The 21,590-nt window shown below is 64.4% G+C and carries 20 protein-coding genes; 10 read left to right on the top strand and 10 right to left on the bottom strand.

All coding sequences use genetic code 11. From position 1 onward, the window contains the following. Positions 1-119 precede the first annotated feature (119 nt). Both GR138_RS18790 and GR138_RS18785 read left to right on the top strand, forming a co-directional pair. Entirely contained in the window at positions 120-788 is a 669-nt protein-coding gene (locus GR138_RS18790; protein ID WP_160860798.1) for an ankyrin repeat domain-containing protein, read from the top strand. A gap of 76 nt (positions 789-864) precedes the next feature. Next, a complete protein-coding gene (locus GR138_RS18785) occupies positions 865-1,701 on the top strand; it encodes a bifunctional allantoicase/(S)-ureidoglycine aminohydrolase (protein WP_160860797.1) in 837 nt (278 codons plus the stop codon). A 39-nt stretch (positions 1,702-1,740) separates the two neighbouring features. On the opposite strand, the gene GR138_RS18780 is transcribed toward GR138_RS18785, so the two are convergent. Next, complete coding sequence (locus GR138_RS18780) at positions 1,741-2,934, bottom strand: cyanate transporter (RefSeq protein WP_160860796.1); 1,194 nt, start codon at positions 2,932-2,934, stop codon at positions 1,741-1,743. Positions 2,935-3,040: 106 nt separating this feature from the next. Between GR138_RS18780 and GR138_RS18775 the strand changes: the two genes are divergently transcribed. Continuing rightward, complete coding sequence (locus tag GR138_RS18775) at positions 3,041-3,925, top strand: LysR family transcriptional regulator (RefSeq protein ID WP_202402723.1); 885 nt, start codon at positions 3,041-3,043, stop codon at positions 3,923-3,925. Here the strand turns inward: GR138_RS18775 and GR138_RS18770 are convergent. Beyond that, positions 3,922-5,433 carry a malonate--CoA ligase gene (locus GR138_RS18770; RefSeq protein ID WP_160860795.1) on the bottom strand — a complete coding sequence of 504 codons (1,512 nt, stop codon included), beginning with the start codon at positions 5,431-5,433 and terminating at the stop codon, positions 3,922-3,924. The genes GR138_RS18775 and GR138_RS18770 overlap by 4 nt on opposite strands. A gap of 78 nt (positions 5,434-5,511) precedes the next feature. Then, on the bottom strand, positions 5,512-6,294 hold the full coding sequence (locus tag GR138_RS18765) for an SDR family oxidoreductase (RefSeq protein ID WP_160860794.1): 783 nt from the start codon (positions 6,292-6,294) through the stop codon (positions 5,512-5,514). A gap of 126 nt (positions 6,295-6,420) precedes the next feature. Here GR138_RS18765 and GR138_RS18760 point away from each other — a divergent pair, with 126 nt between their 5' ends. From GR138_RS18760 to GR138_RS18745, 4 genes are read left to right on the top strand one after another with little or no spacing between them, the layout of a single operon-like run. Further along, positions 6,421-6,627, top strand: a complete 207-nt coding sequence (locus GR138_RS18760) for a hypothetical protein (RefSeq protein ID WP_160860793.1) — start codon at positions 6,421-6,423, stop codon at positions 6,625-6,627. A gap of 13 nt (positions 6,628-6,640) precedes the next feature. Further along, on the top strand, positions 6,641-7,033 hold the full coding sequence (locus tag GR138_RS18755; protein WP_160860792.1) for a CBS domain-containing protein: 393 nt from the start codon (positions 6,641-6,643) through the stop codon (positions 7,031-7,033). A 2-nt stretch (positions 7,034-7,035) separates the two neighbouring features. After that, complete coding sequence (locus GR138_RS18750; RefSeq protein WP_160861076.1) at positions 7,036-7,296, top strand: DUF982 domain-containing protein; 261 nt, start codon at positions 7,036-7,038, stop codon at positions 7,294-7,296. A 28-nt stretch (positions 7,297-7,324) separates the two neighbouring features. Next, positions 7,325-7,597 carry a DUF2934 domain-containing protein gene (locus tag GR138_RS18745; protein ID WP_160860791.1) on the top strand — a complete coding sequence of 91 codons (273 nt, stop codon included), beginning with the start codon at positions 7,325-7,327 and terminating at the stop codon, positions 7,595-7,597. A 43-nt stretch (positions 7,598-7,640) separates the two neighbouring features. Here the strand turns inward: GR138_RS18745 and GR138_RS18740 are convergent, their stop codons facing one another. Both GR138_RS18740 and glgX read right to left on the bottom strand, forming a co-directional pair. Further along, on the bottom strand, positions 7,641-8,690 hold the full coding sequence (locus GR138_RS18740; protein ID WP_160860790.1) for a DNA topoisomerase IB: 1,050 nt from the start codon (positions 8,688-8,690) through the stop codon (positions 7,641-7,643). 9 nt (positions 8,691-8,699) lie between these two features. Next, positions 8,700-10,784: a glycogen debranching protein GlgX gene (glgX, locus tag GR138_RS18735; RefSeq protein WP_160860789.1), complete on the bottom strand. Its 2,085-nt coding sequence runs from the start codon at positions 10,782-10,784 to the stop codon at positions 8,700-8,702. 219 nt (positions 10,785-11,003) lie between these two features. Here glgX and treZ point away from each other — a divergent pair, with 219 nt between their 5' ends. The 3 genes from treZ to treY all read left to right on the top strand — a co-directional run bounded on the left by treZ (position 11,004) and on the right by treY (position 15,900). Next, the gene (treZ, locus tag GR138_RS18730) at positions 11,004-12,785 is read left to right on the top strand and encodes a malto-oligosyltrehalose trehalohydrolase (RefSeq protein ID WP_160860788.1); all 1,782 of its coding nucleotides are present in this window, start codon (positions 11,004-11,006) and stop codon (positions 12,783-12,785) included. A 60-nt stretch (positions 12,786-12,845) separates the two neighbouring features. Further along, positions 12,846-13,217: a CBS domain-containing protein gene (locus GR138_RS18725; protein WP_160860787.1), complete on the top strand. Its 372-nt coding sequence runs from the start codon at positions 12,846-12,848 to the stop codon at positions 13,215-13,217. 70 nt (positions 13,218-13,287) lie between these two features. Then, positions 13,288-15,900 (top strand): malto-oligosyltrehalose synthase, encoded by a 2,613-nt coding sequence (treY, locus tag GR138_RS18720; RefSeq protein ID WP_160860786.1) that lies wholly within the window; start codon positions 13,288-13,290, stop codon positions 15,898-15,900. Here treY and GR138_RS18715 read toward each other — a convergent pair. The 5 genes from GR138_RS18715 to GR138_RS18695 form a co-directional block, all read right to left on the bottom strand. Further along, positions 15,897-17,528 carry an FGGY-family carbohydrate kinase gene (locus GR138_RS18715; protein WP_160860785.1) on the bottom strand — a complete coding sequence of 544 codons (1,632 nt, stop codon included), beginning with the start codon at positions 17,526-17,528 and terminating at the stop codon, positions 15,897-15,899. The two genes, treY and GR138_RS18715, sit on opposite strands and share 4 nt — an antisense overlap. Positions 17,529-17,593: 65 nt before the next feature. Then, positions 17,594-18,322 carry an SDR family oxidoreductase gene (locus GR138_RS18710; RefSeq protein ID WP_160860784.1) on the bottom strand — a complete coding sequence of 243 codons (729 nt, stop codon included), beginning with the start codon at positions 18,320-18,322 and terminating at the stop codon, positions 17,594-17,596. 26 nt (positions 18,323-18,348) lie between these two features. Continuing rightward, positions 18,349-19,602 carry a sugar ABC transporter permease gene (locus tag GR138_RS18705; RefSeq protein WP_160860783.1) on the bottom strand — a complete coding sequence of 418 codons (1,254 nt, stop codon included), beginning with the start codon at positions 19,600-19,602 and terminating at the stop codon, positions 18,349-18,351. Then, on the bottom strand, positions 19,599-20,420 hold the full coding sequence (locus GR138_RS18700; protein WP_160860782.1) for an ATP-binding cassette domain-containing protein: 822 nt from the start codon (positions 20,418-20,420) through the stop codon (positions 19,599-19,601). Before GR138_RS18700 ends, GR138_RS18705 begins: the two co-directional genes overlap by 4 nt. A gap of 81 nt (positions 20,421-20,501) precedes the next feature. Next, complete coding sequence (locus GR138_RS18695; RefSeq protein ID WP_160860781.1) at positions 20,502-21,548, bottom strand: ABC transporter substrate-binding protein; 1,047 nt, start codon at positions 21,546-21,548, stop codon at positions 20,502-20,504. Positions 21,549-21,590: the final 42 nt, after the last annotated feature.

Genomic DNA, 21,590 nt, shown 5'->3' with positions numbered 1-21,590 from the left:
TGCGATTTATAGCCGGCCCCTCAGATGAATTCCAACTTCTGAATGATAGGGATTTGCACATTTAATTTCCTAATGCCGGTGGCCACTGTTAATTTGACGCCACAACCAACGGGATCCGCATGCTGAAACTCGTCCTGCTCTCGGCCTGGCTCTTCCTGACCGCCTTCGCATCTCCCCTTCTTGCCGCAGACAATGCCATGACCCTAGACCTGCACAAGGCCGCCGCCGCGGACGACGCCATTGCCATCAAGGCCCTTCTGGCCAAAGGCGCGACAATCGAGGCGCGGGACGGCAGTGGCGCGACGGCCCTGCTTGTCGCCACGCATGCCAACCGGCTGAACGCCGCCCGTGCGCTGATCGAGGCTGGCGCCGACGTCAATGCCAAGGACGCCATCAGCGACAGCCCCTATCTCTATGCCGGTGCACGCGGGCATCTCGACATTCTCAAGCTGACGCTCGCCCACGGCGCCGATCTCAAGAGCATCAACCGCTACGGCGGCACCGCTCTCATCCCGGCCGCGGAGCGCGGCCATGTCGAGACGGTCGACACGCTGATCAAGGCCGGTGTCGACGTCGATCATGTGAACCGGCTTGGCTGGACGGCACTCATCGAGGCGATCATCCTCGGCGATGGCGGAAAGCGCCACGTCGAGATCGTCGATCTTCTGATCAAGGCTGGCGCGAACGTCAATCTCGCGGACAACGACGGCGTAACACCGCTCCAGCATGCGCGCGGCCGCGGTTTCGGCGCGATGGTCGCACTTCTGGAAAAGGCAGGCGCGACGTAGCGCCGTTCAAGAACAAGGCGGCAGAGAAGCCCGCCAGGAAACACCGGAAACACTCAAGACAAAAGGGCCTGAGACGATGCAAAGAAGCTACTATTCCTCCCTCGGCGGCCACCCACCGCAGAGCGATCTCCTGACCGGCCGCGCGATGTTCACCGAAGCCTATGCAGTGATCCCGAAGGGAACCATGCAGGACATCGTCACCAGCTTCCTGCCCTTCTGGAACGAGACGCGTTGCTGGGTCATCGCCCGCCCGCTGTCCGGCTTTGCCGAGACGTTTTCGCAGTACATCATGGAAGTGGCGCCGGGCGGCGGCAGCGACAGGCCGGAGCAGGATCCCGACGCAGAAGGCGTGCTCTTCGTCGTCGATGGCGAGGTGGAGCTGACGCTGCCGACCGGCAAACACACGCTTCAGCCGGGCGGTTATGCTTTCCTGCCGCCCAGCCTGAAATGGTCGCTGCACAATCGCTCGGGCGCTCATGCCCGTTTCCACTGGATCCGCAAGGCCTATGAGGCGGTCGATGGCCTTCCCCATCCCGAACCGCTGATCCTCAACGAAAAGGACATCAAGCCGTCGGAAATGCCCGGCACGAACGGCGGATGGGCAACGACGCGCTTCGTCGATCCGAACGACCTGCGCCACGACATGCATGTGACGATCGTCACGCTGATGCCCGGCGCGGTCATTCCCTTTGCCGAAACCCATGTCATGGAACACGGCCTCTACGTGCTGCAGGGCAAGGCCGTCTACCGCCTCAACCAGGACTGGGTGGAAGTCGAAGCCGGCGACTTCATGTGGCTGCGCGCCTTCTGCCCGCAAGCCTGCTATGCCGGCGGCCCTGGCCCGTTCCGCTACCTGCTCTACAAGGACGTCAATCGCCACATGGCGCTGAGGCCTTTCGGTTCCCGTCGTTAAGAACCACTTAGAAACCCGCGCCCGACCGGCGCGGGTTTTTCATGACGGCAAAGGCATCGCGTCCGGATAGGAGCGCGGGTCGAAGCGCAGATAGAGCAGCGCCGTCACCAGCACGCAACCGAGATGCAGCGCCCAGCCGGCGGCAAAACCGCCGGTCCAGTCGTGCAGCACGGCCATTGCATAGGGGCCGATGGCGGCAATGAGAAAACCGCCCCCCTGCATCAGCGCGGCAAGCGCGCCGGCCTGTTCCGGCCGCGGCAGGTGATCGAGCGCCGTGACGATGGCAAGCGCAAAACTGCCGCCGAGGCCCGCACCACAAAACCCTGCCCAGACGGCCGGCGCCAGGCCGGGAAGGCCTGTAAGCCCGAAAAACCCGATGGCCTGGAAGGCGATGGTCAGCCAGAGCCAGCGGCGGCGGTCGACATTGCCGCGCGCCAAAATGGGAAGCCCTAGTGCCGCCACCGCCTGACAGATGGCCATTACGGCGACGAGACCGCTGCTGTCGTCGCTCGACCAGCCCTGTGCCTGATAGTAGGGCGCAAGCCAGGCGATCATCGATGTGTAGCCGGCATTGATCAGCCCGAAGGCCGCCATCAGCACCCAGGTGCGCGGCCGGCCGAGAAGCTGGCGCGTCAGCGTGCCGTCCGGCTTGGTCGACTGCACATCGGACAGGGTACGCCAGGCAGCCGCGAGCGCGATGGCGACCGGAAGCGCCAGCCAGGCGAGCGCCGCCCGCCAGCCGAACCCGGCATGCACGAACATTGGCATCAGCCGCGCGCCGAAGGCGCCGCCAGCCATGATCATCGCCGAATAGAGGCCGGTGACGACCGGCACCTGGTTGGGGAAGCGCGCCTTGATGATGCCGGGAAAGGCCGCCTGGATGAAGGCGACGCCGATGCCGCAGAGCGCCGCCGTCAGGATGAGCGACACCCCACCGGTGACGACGAGGCGGAGCGCCGAGCCCAGGAGGAGAATGCCGAGCGCCATCAACAGCCCGCGTCGCGTGCCGAGCCTGACCTGAAGGCCGGGCGCGACGAACGCACCGAGCCCCATCAGGAACATCGGCAGCAGGGTAAGCATCGCGATACCGCCATAGCCAAGACCGGTATCCGCGACAATCTCGGCGAGGATCGGCGCCGGGGCAGCCAGGAAGGGGCGCAGGTTGAGGCCGATCAGCACGACCAATGCCAGCATTGCCCAGTCGCGCCCGGCGCGCGCCTTAACGGTATCCATCGGAATTGTCTCTCGTGCTGAAAATAGCTGTTCGCGGCAGGGTTCGGCCTGTCGATCGTGCTTACCGCTATCACCGGCTTGAATCATGCGCAAATTAGATGTTTAGATGCTGACTATTCTGATTTTCGATGGAGACACCGTGCTCGATCCGCGCCTGCTCCGGGCTTTCGTGGCGATCGCCGACGCCGGGAGTTTCACGGCTGCCGCCGATCGCCTGCATATGACGCAATCGACCATGAGCCAGCAGATCGCGCGTCTGGAGGAGGCGATCGGGCGGGAACTGGTCGACCGCGCCGCCCGGCCGGTGCGCCTGACGGTGACCGGCGAGCGCCTGCTCGGCCACGCCCGCCGCATCCTCGCACTCCAGAGCGAGGCGCTGACGCTGGTGGCGGAAACCTCCGGCACCACCTCCGTGCGCATCGGCATGCCGGACGATATCGCCACGCCCGAAATGGCCCGCGCCTTCGCCGCCTTCACCAAACGCCACAAGGAAGCCCGCCTCGACGTCACCACCGGCCTGCGCGCCGACCTCAACCGCCGCTACCGCGCCGGCGAACTGGATATCGTGGTGCTGAAGGAGGATACGCCGAGCGGCGACAGCTGGGCGAGCTTCATGGAGCCGATCGCCTGGTTCACGGCGATGGATGCGGCTCCCGACCTGCCCGACCCGACCCCGCTCGTCACCTTTCCACCCGGTGGGCTCTACCGCGATGCCATGTCCGAACGGCTGGAACGTGAGCGCCGCCGCTGGTACGTCGCCTTCACCTCCGCCAGCCTACGCAACGTGCTGATGGCCGTCGAGGCCGGCCTCGGCCTCTCGCTGCTGCCGATCGACGCAACGAAGGGATGGCGGGTCAGGGAGCTTACCGATTTCGGCCCGGAACCGCCGGTCGTCGCCTCCCTCTATGCCTGGGAACGCAACGGCATCGTCGGCGAACTGGCGAGCGAGGTGCTCGACATCCTCAAACGACACTTTGCCCGGCTGGGCTAAGCCCTGTAGAGATCCGCATAGGCCTCCCGCAGGACGTTCTTCTGCACCTTGCCCATCGTGTTGCGTGGCAAATCATCGACGAACAGCACGCGTTTTGGCTGTTTGTAGCGGGCCAGCCGGTCCTTCAGCCCGTCGAGCACCGCCTTCTCGTCCAGTGCAGAGCCTTTCGCCCGCACCACGACGGCCGTCACACCCTCGCCGAAATCCGGATGCGGCACGCCGATGACCGCACTTTCGACGACGCCCGGCATGCCGTCGATCTCCGTCTCCACTTCCTTCGGATAGATGTTGTAGCCGCCGGAAATGACGAGGTCCTTGCCGCGCCCGACGATGTGCACGTAGCCGCGCTCGTCGACCTTGCCGAGGTCGCCGGTGATGAAGAAACCGTCTGTCCGAAACTCGGCGGCGGTCTTCTCCGGCATGCGCCAATAGCCCTTGAAGACGTTCGGCCCCTTCACTTCAATCATGCCCGTCTCACCATCCGGCACCGGCGCGCCGGTCTCCGGGTCGGTGACCCGCAGCGAGACGCCGGGCAGCGGAAACCCTACCGTGCCCGCGATGCGGTCGCCGTCATAGGGATTGGAGGTGTTCATGTTGGTTTCGGTCATGCCGTACCGCTCGAGGATGGCATGGCCGGTCTTTTCAGCGAAACTGCGGTGGGTTTCGGCAAGGAGCGGCGCCGAGCCGGAAACGAAGAGCCGCATCCTGGCCGTCGCCTCCCGCGTCAGGCCCGCATGCTGCACGAGCCGCACATAGAAGGTCGGCACGCCCATCATCACCGTAGCGCTTTGCATCAACCGAAGCGCCTCGTCGGCGTCGAATTTCGGCAACAGATACATCGAGGCACCGGACAGCAGCGTCACGTTCGAGGCAACGAACAGGCCGTGCGTGTGGAAGATCGGCAGGGCATGGATCAGTCGGTCGGCGCTGGTGAAGCGCCAATGGTCGCGCAGCGTTAGCGCATTGGAGAGCAGGTTGTCATGCGTGAGCATCGCGCCCTTGGAGCGCCCGGTCGTGCCCGACGTATAGAGGATCGCCGCCAGATCGTCCGGGCCGCGCTCCACATCGGCAAAGTCCGCCGCCGCCCCGCCTGCCCGATCGAGAAGGCTGCCGCTGCCGGGTGCATCCAGCGTCTCGACCGCGCTGCCACGGGCCTGTGCAATCGCCGCGACGCCCGTTTCGGATTTCGGATCGACGACCACCAGACGCGGCTCCGCATCGCCGATGAAATAATCCAGCTCCGCCAGCGTGTAGGCCGGGTTGAGCGGCAGATAGACCGCACCGGCGCGCAGACAGGCAAGGTAGAGCATCAGCGCCTCGGGGCTCTTTTCCACCTGGACCGCCACCCGGTCGCCCGACTGCACGCCCAGAGCGCTGAGCGTAGCAGCCAACTGGCCGGAGAACCGGATCATGTCGCCATAGGTCCAGGACCGTCCCTCGGCCGCCTCGATAAAGGCCGCCTCCGGTGTTGCACCTGCGCGGATCGCGTCGAAAAGATGGTTGGCCATTGAACGTTTCCTCTCCCGTTTACCCGCACATTGTCACACCGGCGGGCAAGGATGCCAGAGGCAACAAGCGGAAAGGAATCAGCGAAGCAGGCCCTGTCCACCGTCGATCCACAGCGGAATGCCGGTAATGTGCCGCGCCTTGGATGAGGCGAGGAAGAGGATGACGTCGGCGACTTCGCTGGCCGTGCCGGGCTTGCCATGCGAGACCGGTATGTCGCCCTCCGGCCAGACGACGGGAATGGCGGTCTCGCTCGCCCCCCTTTGCTCCGTGTTCTCGTCGATGCGGGTCTCGATCGCACCGGGGCAGACCGCATTGACGCGGATACCGGCCTTGCCAAGCTCCAGGGCCAATTGCTGCACCATCGCCACCTGCGCCGCCTTGGTGGCGGAATAGGCGGTGGCGCCCGGTGTCGTGAACGTGCGCGTCCCGTTGATCGAGGAGACGACGACGACGGCGCCGTCGCCCGCCCGCTTGAGGTGCGGCACCGTCAGGTGGAGCGTCAAATACGTGCCGCGCAGGTTGACGGAAATCGTCTCGTCCCATTCCGCCGGTTTCAGATCGTCGATCGGCGCCCAGACCCCATTGATGCCCGCATTGGCGACGACAATGTCGAGACCGCCGAATGCCCGAACGAGGTGCTCGACCGAAGCACGCATCGACGCCTCGTCCGCCACATCCGCCGCGAGGGCGAGCCCGGCGCCACCAATCTCGAGAATCTCCTTCACGACAGCCTCCACCTCCTCAACGGTGTGGCTCAGAACGCCGACGCTTGCGCCGTGACGGGCAAAGGCCAGCGCCGTGGCCTTGCCGATCCCGGAGCCCGCACCGGTAACGAGGACGACCTTTCCTGCAAACAGCATCGGCAACTCCATCCGTGACGGCTCGACAGGAATGCCCGACAGGCAATTCCGTTCCCGATTCTGCGGAACCAAGCGGAAGGCTTCGCGTTTGGTCAAAAGACAAAGCCAGTCCGCAGGGAGTTCGACGTGCGCCAGAAGAAAAAGCCGCTTGCCCGCAAACCCGCCACCACCTCGGATGCCAATCCCGGCGACATGCGCAAACGCCGCAATGCCTGGGAGCCGCAAGTGATCATCCCGCACCAGGTTGACGTGCCGCTCAGCCAGCCGAACAGGGACGAAGTGGTCGTGCCCGCCACGCCAAACGGCCGCAGCCTCGTCAACGGTCGGCTCTGAAGGGAGCGGCCAGATGCGTGTGAAGGACGTGATGTCCGCCCAGATCGTGACGGTCTCTCCCAATGACACCGCCCAGTCGGCCGCCCGGCTGATGCTCGAAACAGAAGTCGGCGCGCTGCCGGTCGAAGTGCCCGGTGTCGGCGCCATCGTCGGCATCATCACCGATCGTGACATCGTCGCATCGGTTCTGGCCCAGGGGCTCTCGACCTCGACGGCGATTGCCGAATTCATGACCGTGTCACCTGAAGTGTGTAACGAAGGCGACGACACGGCGACGATCGCGGCCCGCATGCGTCACTTCGGTGTGCGCCGCCTCGTGGTGGTGAACGATGACCGGCGTGTCGTCGGCATTGTCAGCCTTGTCGACCTGCCGGCCGAAAAACCGGCGCAGGAGGCCGTGCAATGACCATCTTTGTGACCGACCGACTGTGGGACGAGGCCGTCGTGCTGGAAGGCGACCAGCGGGTGCTGCGGGTGCAGAGCACACGCGACGCCCTGCTCTGCCTGAAGAACCATTGGCCGATCGAAGACGGACCTGCAGCGCTGACGGCCAAAAACGTCTGCGAGCAGGGGCTGACCAGCGACGACGACCCGGCCTTTGCCCGCCGGGCCTTCATAGAAGCGGCAAAGGAAGCGGATTTCCGTGTGAACTCGTGGACGTCGGCATAGACCGTCGCCACCTCGAAGGGACATCGCCGTGAACGACGAACGCCAGGAATGGATCAGCAAACGTGCCTATGGCCTTTGGGAGGCGAATGGTCGCCCGCACGGCAAGGACCACGAACATTGGGAACAGGCGGCGCGCGAACGGGCCGAACTCGAAAAGGTCGCTCTGCCGGAGCATCTCCGCAAAAGGCGCAATTCGGATGAAGCCGACGACGCGACGCGCGCGGCCGTCAATCTCGCCCGCGGCGCGCGTTTCCGCCGGAAAGCCACGCGCAGCCTTCCGTCGACAATCGAAACGAGCTAGCCAAGCCACTTCCTAGGCTGCCGAAGCCCCCGCCCTCTCCACTCTATTTCTCTGATGTTTTCCGGGATGCGCGACGGCGGGCGTTTCGCCGGTTTTCCAGGAAACGCAGCAGTCGCTCCTCCTCCGAGCGCAGCCCGGTCGCCTTCAGGGCCGGACGGCGCAGCGCAAGCCGCAGGCTCTCCGGCGTTTCGGCAAGCGCAATGATGTCGGGGTGAATGTAGCTCGACCGGGCGATCGCCGGCGTGTTGTGCAGCACCTCCGCTGCCGCCGTTGCCATCCCCTTGATCGTCGGGCGATCGCCCGCCTCTATCGCATGCCGCGCGAGCGAGAAGGCGGCGAGACTGCCAGCCCAGGTCCGGAATGTCTTGGCGGAAACGGCAATGCCGGAAATATCGGCGAGATAGGTGTTGAGCCGGCCGGAATCGATCGGCCGTACCAGATCCGTGTCATCCCTCCAGACGAAGAGCTGGCGTCCCGGCAGATCGGCGCAATCTTCAAGCAAGCGCTGAAGGCGGGGATGTTTCAGCGTCCGGCGCACCCGCTTGCCACCCTTGGCCGTGAAGCGAAGCTCTATGTGGCCCTCGGCCAGCGAGACGTGGCGCTTCAACAGCGTCGTGGCGCCATAAGTGCCATTCTCCTGCACATAGGCCCTGTTGCCGACGCGCAACTGCGCCTCGTCGAGCAGAACGGTGATTGCTGCCAGCATCGTATCGACCATGCCCGGCGTGCCGTCGAGATCCCGCCGCACCGCACGGCGAAGCTTTGGCAGCGCCCGGCCGAAGGCGATGAGCTGGTCGAACTTGTCACCGCTCTTCAGCGCCTGCCAATCAGGGTGATAGCGATATTGCTTGCGCCCGCGCGCATCGTAGCCCGTCGCCTGAAGATGGCCGTTGTCGTCGAGACAGATCCAGACATTTTCATAGGCCGGCGGCAGCCCAAGCCCGGCGATGCGTACCTTCAGTGCACCATCACGCACGAGAGAACCGTCCGGCAGGCGGTAACAAAAGCTGCGGCCGGTCCGCTGGCGCCGGATCCCGGGCTCGCTATCGGAGACATAAACGAGACCGGTTTCCTGGAAATTATCCGGCGCCATGTGGGAAACTCACCCCACCGGATCGAAGACGGCGACACTGGCGCCATAGACCGTGGTGGGGCCCTCAGTGGGATGCTCGGCGAAGGCATCCTCGCCGGCGCCCGTATCGAGCACACGCTTCCACGCCTTGATGCCGTTCACCTCGGGAAGTTTCACCTGGCAATCACCGCCGGCATTGACGACGATAACGAGCTGGTCCGGCCCCTCGCCATTCGCCGGCTTCGACAGGAAGAGGCCGAGCGTCCGCAGGTTGGCGTCCTTCCAGGCCCCGTCATCCATGAAGGCACCGTCGGGCTTGTACCAGGCGATGTCGACCGTGCCGTCCTCTGCGGGATCGCCCGTGAGGAACCGTTCCTGCCGGAGCGCCGGGTGGGACCTGCGAAAGGCGATCGCGCCCTTGCAGAAATTGAGGAACGGATCGTCGAGGCCGCTCCAGTCGGTCCAGCCGATCTCGTTGTCCTGGCAATAGGCGTTGTTGTTGCCGTTCTGGCTGTTGCCCAGCTCATCGCCGCCAAGCAGCATGGGCACGCCCTGGCTCAGCATCAGCGTCGCGATCATATTGCGCCGGCGGCGGTCACGGGCGGCGCGGATGGTCTGGTCATCGGTCGGGCCTTCGGCCCCCATATTGTGCGAATGATTGTCGGAATGGCCGTCGCGGTTGTCTTCGCCATTCGCCTCGTTGTGCTTGCCGTCATAGGAAACGGTATCCATCAGCGTGAAGCCGTCATGGGCGCTCAACAGGTTGATCGACGAGGTGACGCCGCGGTCGGAATGGTTGAACTGCGGCGCGGAGCCGGTAAGGCGCGTTGCCAGCCCCGACACAAGCCCGCCATCGCCCTTCCAGAAGCGGCGCACGTCGTCGCGGTACTTGTCGTTCCATTCGCGGAACGGATACGGAAAACCGCCCACCTGATAGCCGCCATCACCCACGTCCCAGGGCTCCGCGATCAGCTTCACGCCGGAAAGAATCGGGTCCTGCCGGATCGCATCGAAGAACGTGCCGTCGCGGTCGAACTCAATGTGCCGGGTGCGGCCGAGCGTGCTAGCAAGGTCGAAGCGGAAGCCATCGACATGCATCACGCCGACCCAGTAGCGCAAACTGTCGAGCACCATGCGCAGCACCATGGGATGGGCAATGTTGACCGTATTGCCGGTGCCGGTTGTGTCGTAGCTGTGGCGCAGGTCGTCCGGCGACAGGCGGTAGTAGCTGAGATTGTCGAGGCCGCGAAAACTCAACGTCGGCCCCCGCTCCGAGCCCTCGGCGGTGTGGTTGTAGACGACGTCCATGATCACCTCGATGCCGGCGGCATGGAAGCGTTTGACCATCGCCTTGAATTCGGTGACAGCCCGGCCGGAGAGGAAACGCGGCTGCGGCGCGAAGAAGCCGAGCGTCTGATAACCCCAATAGTTGCGCAGGTTCTTTTCGAGCAGATACCGATCGTCCGGGAAATACTGGATGGGCAGAAGTTCGATGGCCGAAATGCCGAGGTCGACAAGATGTTCGATGATCGGATCGCTCGCCATGCCCATGAAGGTGCCGCGCAGCTCTTCCGGCACACCGGGATGGGTCATCGTCATGCCGCGCACATGCGCCTCATAGATGATCGTCTCGGTCCATGGCCGGCGGATCGCCGCGTCGCCCGCCCAGTCGAAATCCGGATCCTGCACCACGCCCTTTACCATGAAGGGTGCGCTGTCGCGCTCGTCGAAGGATAGGTCTTCCGCCGGATCGCCGATGCGGTAGCCATAGAGCGCATCGTCCCACTGGATTTCCCCAACGATCTGCTTGGCATAGGGGTCGAGCAGCAGCTTGTTCGGGTTGAAGCGGTGACCGGCCTTCGGCTCATAGGGGCCGTGCGCGCGGTAGCCGTAGATCGTGCCGGGTTTCAGGCCGGCAATGTAGCCGGACCAGATATCGCCTTCGCGCTTGGGCAGCGGCAGCCGGGCCGTCTCTTCCTTGCCGTCCTCGCTGAAGAGACACAGCTCCATCTGCTCCGCATGGGCGGAAAACACGGCGAAATGCGTGCCCTCGCCGGTGAATTCGGCGCCAAGCTCCGGCTTCATGAAATCGAGTTCGGAAAACGAATAGCTCATGCGGTCTGTCCCCTTCGGTCGAGCAACGCGCCGTCGGAACGAGGGCCGCCATCGCCATCGCTTCATCGCAGCGCGACGACGAACAGTCGTCGAAAGAACGGGAGGCATCCTATCGCGGCCCGAAAAAGCGATGGTGCAACGCGAAAAGAACCGGATTGTTCCGGAACTTTTTCGCAACCCGGTGGTTGCGCTTCCGGTTGACCGACACAGAGGAAGCGGATGACGCAGCCACCGCCGACACCGAAAAGCTGGGGGCCAAGCGTCTTGCCGGATGGCAGGGTGCGGTTCCGCCTCTGGGCCCCCGCCGAGGAGAAGGTCGCGCTCGTTGCCTGCGGTTGGAAGATTTTAATGCAAATGGGTGACGACGGTTGGCACACGGTCGAAACCAGCCTTGTCCAGCTCGGCGATACCTACCATTTCCGGCTTTCCGACGGCACTGACATTCCGGATCCCGCCTCCCATGCTCAGGAGGATGGCGTCGACGGAGCGTCCATCCTCGTCCACCATGACACCCATGTCTGGTGCAATCCCGACTGGAGAGGGCGGGCGTGGGAAGAGGCGGTCGTCTATGAAATGCATGTCGGCACATTCACACCGGAAGGCACGTTCCGCGCCGCCATCGACCGCCTGCCCCATCTCTACCATATGGGCATCACGGCGATCGAACTCATGCCGGTTGCCCATTTCGCCGGCAGGCGCGGCTGGGGCTATGATGGTGTTCTGCACTATGCGCCACACACCGCCTACGGCACGCCGGAGGACCTGAAGGCGTTGATCGACGCGGCCCACGGCCATGGCATCATGGTCCTGCTCGATGTCGTCTACAATCACTTCGGCCCGGTCGGAAACATGCTGCCACGCATCGCGCCCGCCTTCTTTCACCCCGAGCGCCACACGCCCTGGGGCGCTGCCCTCGCCTTCGAGAGGGAGCCGGTGCGGCGCTACTTCATCGAAAACGCGTTGCACTGGCTGGTCGATTACCGGTTCGATGGCCTGCGCTTCGACGCAACAGAACAGGTCATAGACGACAGCGAGAGGCATATGCTGATCGAGCTGGCCGAGGCTGTCCGGGAAACCCTGCCGCATCGCCCTGTCCATCTCGTCGTCGAAGACCAGGCGAGCCGCAAGAGCCTGCTGAACCGCGATGGCGGCACAGTGCATCACTACACGGCGGGCTGGAATGACGAGTTCCACCACGCCCTGCACATCATCGCGACCGGGGAAGGCAAGGGCCACTACGCACCCTTTGCGGACAATGCCGGCACCGTCCTGCGGGAGGCGGCCGCCATGGGGTTCGTGCAGGCGGATCGGACGCAGGATCGGATCGGGCCGGCACCGCAGGACCGTCTGCCGCCGCAGGTCAACGTCAACTTCCTGCACAATCACGACCAGATCGGCAACCGCGCGTTCGGCGAACGCCTGTCGGTTCTCGCCGACCCCATGCTTCTCAACGTCATGACGGCCCTTCTGCTTCTTGCCCCGCCAATACCCATGCTCTTCATGGGCGAGGAGTACGGCGAGCAGCAGCCCTTCCTGTTCTTCGCCGACTTCGAAGGGGAGCTTGCCCATGCGGTCAAACAGGGGCGGAAGGCGGAGGCAAAGAAGTTCGGTGGCATGCCCAAGGGCAAGACCGCGAAGGACCTGCCGGATCCCGGTGCCGAGGACACTTTTCAGCGTTCGAAACTCGACTGGTCGCGTCTGGTGTCCCCCGACGGCAGGCGGCAGGCTGATTTCGTCCGCGAATTGATCCGGCTGCGCCGGGAGCATGTCGTGCCGCTGCTCGCGGCCCCCGGAACAGCGCGGCCGCATATCCTGCCCGCGGAAGACGGCATTTTCGCCGTGGACTGGCACTTCCACACGGCAACGCTCGGCATTCGCGCAAACCTTGGAAAGCAGGAGAAGCCGTGGCCGGAGATCGGAGGCGAGACGATCTTTGCGCTTTCCAATGGCGCCGCAGCCGGCCCGTCAATCAGCGTGGCCATCGACCGTTCGCAGCAATAGCGCCATGGAACCAACCACGCATTCGTCTGTTCTTGAGAGAAACTGCCAAAAGAGGTCCCCATGCTGATCGGCGACATCATGACCCGCAATGTCCATCTCGTGCGGCCGGAGGAAACCCTGCACTATGCCGCAGGGCTGATGGCGCAATGGGACATCGCCTTCCTGCCGGTGGCCGATGCCAGCGGCCTCGTCGGCACTCTGACAGACCGCGACATCATCCTTCGCGCCGTCGCGCCCGGTCTCGATGCGGGAACCACCAAGGTCAGCGACATCATGACGAGCAACATCACCTACTGCTACGACGATGAGGAGGTGGACGGCGTACTGGGCAACATGAAGGCCTTGCAACTGCGGCGCCTCGCCGTGCTCGACCGGCAGGAACGGCTGGCGGGCGTCGTTTCGCGGACGGACTTTACCCGGCACGGCATTTGAACAAGCGGATGGAACAAACGGGGAGGATATGCGTTTAGGGCGCGGCTGAAACCCGCACACCTAGGGCCTTATGACATATCCCAGTTCGACCTATCGCCTCCAGTTCCGAAACGGTATGGACTTCGGGAGGGCGCGTCAACTTGTGCCCTATCTTTACGATCTGGGCATCAGCCATCTCTATGCCTCTCCCGTCCTGACCGCGACCAGCGGGTCGACGCACGGTTACGATGTGACCCGGACGGACGAAATCGACCCTGGCCTGGGCGGCCTTGACGGGCTGCGCGCGCTTGCCGGCGATTTGCATGAGTGCGGCATGGGTCTCATCCTCGATATCGTGCCCAATCACATGGCCGCGAGCCTGGAAAATCCCTGGTGGCGCAGCGTGGTGACCTGGGGTGCGGAAAGCCCCTTTTCGCGCCATTTCGATATCGACTGGTCGGAGAAACTGACACTTCCCTTCCTCGGCAGGAGTTTCGAGGAGGAACTGTCGGTGGGCGCCGTTCGCCTCGTCCTCGATCCGCACCGCGACGCCCTCGCCTTGCGCTATCATGACAGCCTCTATCCCCTGCATCCGGGCACCTATCGCGACGTGCTTGAGGGCCATGCCGATCTCGCCATCACGGCGGATCCGAAGGCCGACCCGGACGGGAAGACGATCCTTTCTGCAGCGCTGGCGCCCACCGGCGCGCGCGTCGCGCTGGACCAACACCTCGCCACTGTTTCCGGCGATCCGAGCCGCATGGCTGCCATCCACGCGGCACAGCCGTGGCGGCTTATGGATTGGAAGACGGCAAGCCGCCATCTCAGCTATCGTCGTTTCTTCGAGATCGCCGGGCTCGTCGGGCTGCGCGTCGAGGCGCAGCACGTCTTCGACGATAGCCACCGCCTGATCCTCGACCTCGTGCAAGAGGGCACGCTGGATGGCCTGCGCATCGATCATATCGACGGCCTTGCCGATCCGCAGGGCTATCTGGAGCGCCTGCGCACCGCCGTCGGCCCGGATGTCTATATCGTCGTCGAAAAGATCCTGGAGAAAAGCGAACCCTTCGCGACGGAATGGCCGGTGCAAGGCACGACGGGTTACGAATTCATCACAGCCCTTGCGGACGCACTCGTCGACGAACGCGAAGGCGGTCGGTTGGCGGAGGCCTTCCAGCCGCTGAAGGGCGAGGAGCACCGCGGAAACTATGTGCAGGAGATGCGGGCCAGCAAGCGGCAGATGCTTTCGGACAATTTCACGGGCGAAGTCCGCCACATCACCCTTCTGGCGAAAGACATGGCCGATAGCGCCAATGCCGATCTCTCCCGCAGCACGCTTGCCGAGGCGATCTGCGCCCTGATCACCGCACTGCCCGTCTACCGCACCTATCTGACCGCGACGACCGGCATCACCGAACGGGACCGCCAGCTTCTCGCGGCAGCGCGGCTGGAGGCGCAGGACGGCTTGCGCCCGGAGGTCCGCGAAGCGATCGATTTCGTCTGGGAACTGCTCGCCGACGACAAGACCTGCAACACGATGCCCGACTGTGTGGAGTTTCGCACCCGTTTCCAGCAACTGACCGGCCCGATCATGGCCAAGGCGCTGGAGGATACGCTCTTCTACCGCGAAAACGCCTTTATCGCACTGAACGAGGTCGGCGGCGATCCGAGCAAACCGACCGGCGGCCCCGCCGCCTTCCACGCCACCATGCAGGCACGCGCCAAGACGCTGCCGCACAGCCTGTCGGCAACCTCGACGCACGATACGAAACGGGGCGAGGATGCCCGCGCGCGCCTGTACACACTCAGCGAGGCATCGGACCGGTGGATCGCCGCGACACAACGCTGGTCCTCGCTCAATGCCCGATTCCGCCGGCCGCATGGCGAACGACAGGTTCCGGAGCCTGATGTGGAATGGCTGATCTATCAAGCGCTCGCCGGCATCTGGCCAGCCGGCAAAGACCACGCGATGGATACGCTCGGTGCGCGCCTGAAACGCTATGTCGAAAAGGCGCTGCGCGAAGCGAAGACGGGTTCGAACTGGAACCTACCGGACGTCGACTATGAGCAGAAAGTCGTCGGCTTCGTTACCGACATGCTCGCACATGAGGCCTTTCTCGACGATTTCGCCGAAACGCTTTCGCCCTTCATCGCTGCCGGCCTGGTGAATTCGCTGGCGCAGACATTGATCAAGCTGACCGCCCCGGGCGTTCCCGACATCTACCAAGGCAGCGAGCACAGCGATTTTTCGCTGGTGGATCCGGACAATCGCGTGCTGCTTCAACAACCGTCCAGCGACCGACCGCAGAAACCGCATGCTGCGCGGGCCGGCTTCGAGGATTATAAACAGTGGCTGATCGCGACCGTTCTCGCGGCGCGAAAAAACCAGCGCGATCTGTTCAACGGACCTTACATTCCCCTGGACCTATCCGATGGAAGCCGACAGGCGCTTGCCTTCATGCGCGGCGATGAAACGGCCTTCGCCATCACCGTCGTTCCTCGCCTAGCTTTCGGAAAGCTGCGGCCTGACACCCTGCACTTCACCGAGGAAGCCACGCGCGGCATTTCCCTCAGACTTCCCGCCGCGCTAGAAGGCCGTAGCGTGCGCTCTGTGCTTGAAAAGCGCACATTCGTTCTCGGTCGCGAGATTGCCCTTTCGGATTTATTCGCGACCGAACCCGTCGCCTTTCTTCTCAGCGTCTAGCGTATGTCACGCGCCACTGCCTGCAACCGTTTGAAGGCGTCGTACCGTTTCGCATGAAGCGTTGCGACATCGTCGCCGGCCGGCTGGTAGGTCCGGTCGATCGCCGACAGCGCCGCCATCGCGGCACGCACATCCGGGAAGGCGCCGCCGGCAACGCTGCCGAGAATGGCGGCACCGAGCAGGACAGGTTCCTCCGCCCTCGTGGCGAGCAACGGCTTGCCCGTGGCGTCGGCGAGAAGCTGGCGGACGAGATCGAGCTGGCCGGCGCCGCCGCTGATGACGATCTTGTCGATCGGCGCACCGGCTGCCGCCTGCGCATCAATGATCTGGCGCAGGCCATAGCCGATGCCGCACAGGCCGGCGATGTAGAGCGAGACGAGATTGTCGAGATCCCGCTCCATGCCAAGGCCAACGATGACCGCGCGGGCGTGCGGATCGGCAAAGGGCGCACGATTGCCGAGGAATTCCGGCACGACATGCAGGCCGTCCGCCAAGGCCACGACGCCGGAAAGCGTATCCGCCTTCTCCGCCGCGAGGTCGGCAAGCAGGACAGGCAGCGAGACGCCGCGCGTCTTTGCCAATGCCGAAGCGTCGCCCACCGCCGGGTGGAAGGAGAGGAGCTGTTCGATTGCGGCACCGGCCGCCGACTGGCCGCCTTCGTTCAACCACATGCCCGGCACCATGGCCGAAAAATAGGGTCCCCAGACGCCCGGCACGAAAACCGGCTCGTGCGTCGAGGTCATGGTGCAGGAGGACGTGCCGAAGACGTAACCGAGATTGTTTTCCGGCGGACCATCGACGCCCACCGTGCCGATGCCGCCGGCATGCGCATCGATCATGCCGGCTGCGACCGGCGTGCCGACGGCAAGCCCGAGATCGGCGGCGGCTTGCTCCGTCAGGCCGGTGCCGAGCGGCGTGCCCGGCTCGACGACACGCTGGCCGATACGGGCAAAGTCCTCCTCCGCCAAGAGGCCGAGGCCAATACCGTGGAAATAGCTTGGGTCCCAGCGCTTCTCATGCGCCAGATAGGTCCATTTGCAGGTCACCGTACAGGTCGAGCGGGCGAGATCGCCCGTTGCGCGCCAGGTGAGGAAATCCGCGAGGTCGAAGAACTGCCAGGCCGCGTCGAAAACCTGCGGACGGTTTTCCTTCAGCCACAGCAGCTTCGGCGTTTCCATTTCCGGCGAGATGCGACCACCGACATAGCGCAGCACCTCGTGGCCCTGCGCATTGATGCGCTCGACCTGATCGACCGCGCGGTGGTCCATCCAGACGATAATGTCCCGTTCCGGGTTCTCCGACGGGCCGACCGGCAGCGACGCGCCCCCTTCACCAAGCACGACCAGCGAGCAGGTCGCATCGAAGCCGATGCCGGCGACCTGTTCGGGCGCAACGCCCGCCTTTGCGATCGCCTCGCGCACGGAAGCGCAGACCGCGGCCCAGATTTCCGTGCTCGACTGTTCGACCATCGCGCCCGCCTCGCGAAACAGCGAAATGTCGCGTTTTCCCGAGGCGAGCATGCGGCCGGTGAGGTCGAAGAGGCCGGCTCTGGCGCTTCCCGTGCCGACATCGACGCCGACAAGATAGCGTTCGCCGCCCGCGGGGCGTGCGGAGGAAATGGTGCTCATGGGTCTACCGCCTGCATTCAGGAATGTTTGATGCGGGCGGCGTCATGCCGCCCGCCGTTCTCGTCTTAGAGATCGACGCTGTTCGGCAGGATCACCAGGTCCCGGATGGTGACATTGCGCGGGCGCGTCAGCATGAAGAGCACGGCATCGGCCACTTCCTTCGGCTGCATCAGGCTGCCATTGGCGAGCGCCTCGTCCATCTTCTCCTTCGGCCAGTCGTCGAGCAGCGCCGTCACCACCGGCCCAGGCAGGACCGCGCCGACGCGCACGCCATGCTGCGCCACCTGGCGCCGCGTCGAATGCACGAAGGCCTGCACCGCAAATTTAGAGGCCGTGTAGATCGGCTCCCAGACCACCGGCACGACACCGGCAATCGAGCTGGTGAACAGGATATCGCCCGTCTTCTTCTCGATCATGTAGGGCAGCACCGCATGGACCGAGCGGAAGGCCGCATTGATGTTGAGGTTCAGCATGCGATCCCAGGCATCCGGATCGCCCTCCGCCACCGGGCCGCCGATATAGGCGCCGGCATTGGCGTGGAAGACGTCGAGCCCGCCGGCGATCTCAAGGATGCGCGGCAACATGCCGGACACATCGGACGGCTTCAGCAGATCGACGACGAGCGGCAGGGCATTCGGCCCAAGCTCCTTGCAGAGCTGTTCCAGCCTGTCCTGTGCACGATCGACGAGCACCACCTTCGTCCCTTCGGCCAGCAGCGTCTTCGCGCATTCGAGACCGATGCCGGATGCGGCACCCGTGATGGCGGCAATCTTGCCCTTCATGAGATCAGCCATTTTCTGGAACTCCATTCCGATAGTCGTTAGGCGCGGCCGTGGCTGACACGGGAGCGACGGGCAAGCGAGTCGACGATGACCGCGATGGCAAGAACGCCACCGGTGATCATGTAGCGCAGCGAGGAACTCAGGTTCAGCAACGTCAGACCATTCGAGATCGCCTGGATGACGATGATACCGAGCAGAGCCGAATACGCACTGCCGCGGCCGCCGAACAGGCTGGTGCCGCCGATGACCGCAGCCGCGATGGCGTTGAGGTTGACGTCACCCGTGCCGGCTTGCTGGCTGGACGAGGCAAGGCGCGAGGCCGACAGGATGCCGCCGAGGGCCGCAAGCGTCGAGCAGAGCATGAAGGCGCTCATGTAGATACGGCGCACATTGATGCCGGAGCGGCGTGCTGCCTCCTTGTTGCCGCCGACGGCGAACATCGAGCGTCCCCACTTGGTGCGCGTCAGCCCGTAGTTGAGGAGGACGGCAAGGGCGACGAACAGCGCGAACATCCACGGAATGCCGCGGCCGAGATTGAGATAGAAGACGGCGGCTTCCAGCGCGACGGTCAGCACGACGGCCTTGAGGATCAGGGCCTGCATCGGCTGGGCCGACAGGTTCGCGGCCAGCCGCTGGGTCCGGGCGCGCAGCCCCCGGCCGATCATGACGAGGCCGGGCACGAGGGCCAGCGTGTAGGACAGCCAATCCGGCATGATGAGAATCTGGCCGAAGCGCACGAGCGACGAGGCATAGGGCAGATTGATCGAACCGGTCGGGCCGAGAATGTAGAGCTGCAGACCGAGCAGCGCCAACAGGCCGGCAAGCGTCGCGACAAAGCTTGGCATGCCCAGCCGGTTGTACAGCGTGGCATAAAGCAGGCCGACGCCTGCGCCGACCACGAGGGCGGCAAGAATGGCGCCGACGATCGGCCAGCCCTGGTTGACCCAGAGCACGCCGACCATGGCCGAGGCGAGACCGCTCATCGAACCGACGGAAAGGTCGATTTCGCCCAGCACCAGCACGCAGACGATGCCGAGCGAGATGACGCCGACCGTGGCGCAATCGAACAACAGGTTCACCAGGTTGTTGGGCGCGAGGAAGACCGGATTGAGGGCCGAAAAGACCACGGAGATGACGACGAGGCCGACGGCGACCGGCAGCATGCCGAGGTCACCGGACCGCACGCGGTCGAAAAAGCCCTTCGCCATGGCGGCGAGGCTGTCGTCGTGACGTACGCGTTCATCGCTGCGGTCCAGCTTCGGCTGGGTGTTGCTGGAAGGGTTCTGGCTCATGCGGCTCCCCCGAGATTGCCCTGTACGTGGCTGGCCTTGCGGTCGGCGCGGCGCGAAACGGAATTGTCCGTGGCGCCCGTGATGGCGGAGACAAGCTCCTGGTTGGACGAGTCCGGCGTGAAGACGCCGTTGTTCTTGCCGAGCCGGAGCACGACGATGCGGTCAGCGACCGCGCGAACATCTTCCATGTTGTGGCTGATGATGATGACGCCGAGCCCGCGGTCGCGCACGCGTTCGATGAGGTTCAGCACCTCGGCGGTCTGTGCGACACCGAGTGCTGCCGTCGGTTCATCCAGCATGATGAGGCGCGGATTGAGGAGCAGCGAGCGTGCGATGGCGACGGTCTGGCGCTGGCCGCCGGAGAGAGAGGCGATCGGCTCGCGAACAGAGGGAATGCGGGCGGCAAGTTCGCGCAACAGCGTCCAGGCGCGCACTTCCATGGCGACCTCGTCGAGCGCCCAGGGCGACATTTCATGCCCAAGGAACAGGTTCGCCACGACGTCGAGGTTTTCGCACAGCGCGAGATCCTGGAAGACGGTGGCGATGCCCATGTCCAGCGCCTTGGCGGGGCTGTCGAGCGTCACCTGCTGGCCGCAGAATTCGATCGTGCCGGACGATGCCTGGTGCACGCCGGCCAGCACCTTGACCAACGTCGACTTGCCGGCACCATTGTCGCCGACGAGGGCGACGACTTCGCCGGCCTTCACGTCGAGATCGATATCCGTCAATGCGGATACGGCGCCGAAATTCTTGGATATGCCGCTGAGGCGCAGCACCGATTCTCCCTTGGCGGGGATATTTGGAAGTGTGGCTGTCATGGCCCCTGGAACCTCTAGGCTGACCGTCGACTGATCGGGGTGTCCGGCCGCGTCAACGGCGGCCGGACACGATGGGCTGGATTAGTTGATGATGCCGAGTTTGCGGCAACCTTCAACATATTCGCCGGTGCAGACTTCTTCCGGCTTGTTGATGCCCTTGTCGAAGATTTCGGCCTTGATGTTCTCCGCCGTTACCACCGCCGGCACGAAAAGCTGCGACGGCGTTTCGTAGAGCTTGTGGGTCGCTTCCGGGGTTTCGCCCTTGAGCAGCTTGACGGCGACGTTCGCCGCTGCCGCAGCAACGATTTCGGAGGGCTTGGAGATCGTGTTGTACTGGTCGCCCGAGATGATCAGCTGCAGCGCCGCGATCGTTGCGTCGTTGCCGGTGACCGGCGGCATGGCCTTGACGCCGGCTGCCTTCAGCGCCGCGATCGCGCCGCCGCCCGTGCCGTCGTTTGCCGCGACGATGCCGGTGATCTGGTCGCCGAAGCGGGTGATCTGGCCGGCCGCCCACTCCTGCGCCTTCGGCGGCGCCCAGTCCGGCGTGTCGAATTCGGCAAGCGTCTTGTAGGGCGAGGCGTCGAGTGCGGAATCGATACCGTCGCGGATGAGGCCGGCGGCGGCATCGGTCGGCGAACCGTTGATCTGCAGAACGCCGGAACCGTCAGGAACACCCTTGGCCTTCAGGTGATCGACAAGCGACTGCGCGATGGCCTTGCCGATGCCCTGGTTGTCGAAGGAGACGTAGTAGTCGGCCGGCTTGTCGGGGATCGGGCGGTCATAGGCGATGACCTTGACGTCCTGCGACTGGGCGATTTCGACGAGGCCTGCGGCCGCCGCGGAATCGACCGGGTCAAGCACGATGACCTTGGCGCCCTGGGCGATCACCGAGTTGAACTGCTGCTGCTGGAGCGCCACGTCGGCATTGGCGTTCTGGTAGATCACCGTGCAGCTCGAGCAAAGCTTCTCCATCTCGGCCTTGAAGCCGGGATAATCGTGCTGCTCGTAGCGGGTCGAAGCCTGGTCGGGCATCAGGAAGGCGACGGTCGCGTTTTCCTGGGCAAGAGCGGCGCTGCCAAGCGACAGGGCAAGGCCGGTCGATGCGAGCAGAAGGGTAAGCGTTTTCATTGGGTTCCTCCACAGTTGATTTTCAATTCGGTTCGCCGGCGA

It is taken from the genome of Shinella kummerowiae, assembly GCF_009827055.1.
In the GTDB taxonomy this organism is placed as follows: domain Bacteria; phylum Pseudomonadota; class Alphaproteobacteria; order Rhizobiales; family Rhizobiaceae; genus Shinella; species Shinella kummerowiae.
This window is presented reverse-complemented; position numbering and strand designations above follow the sequence as displayed.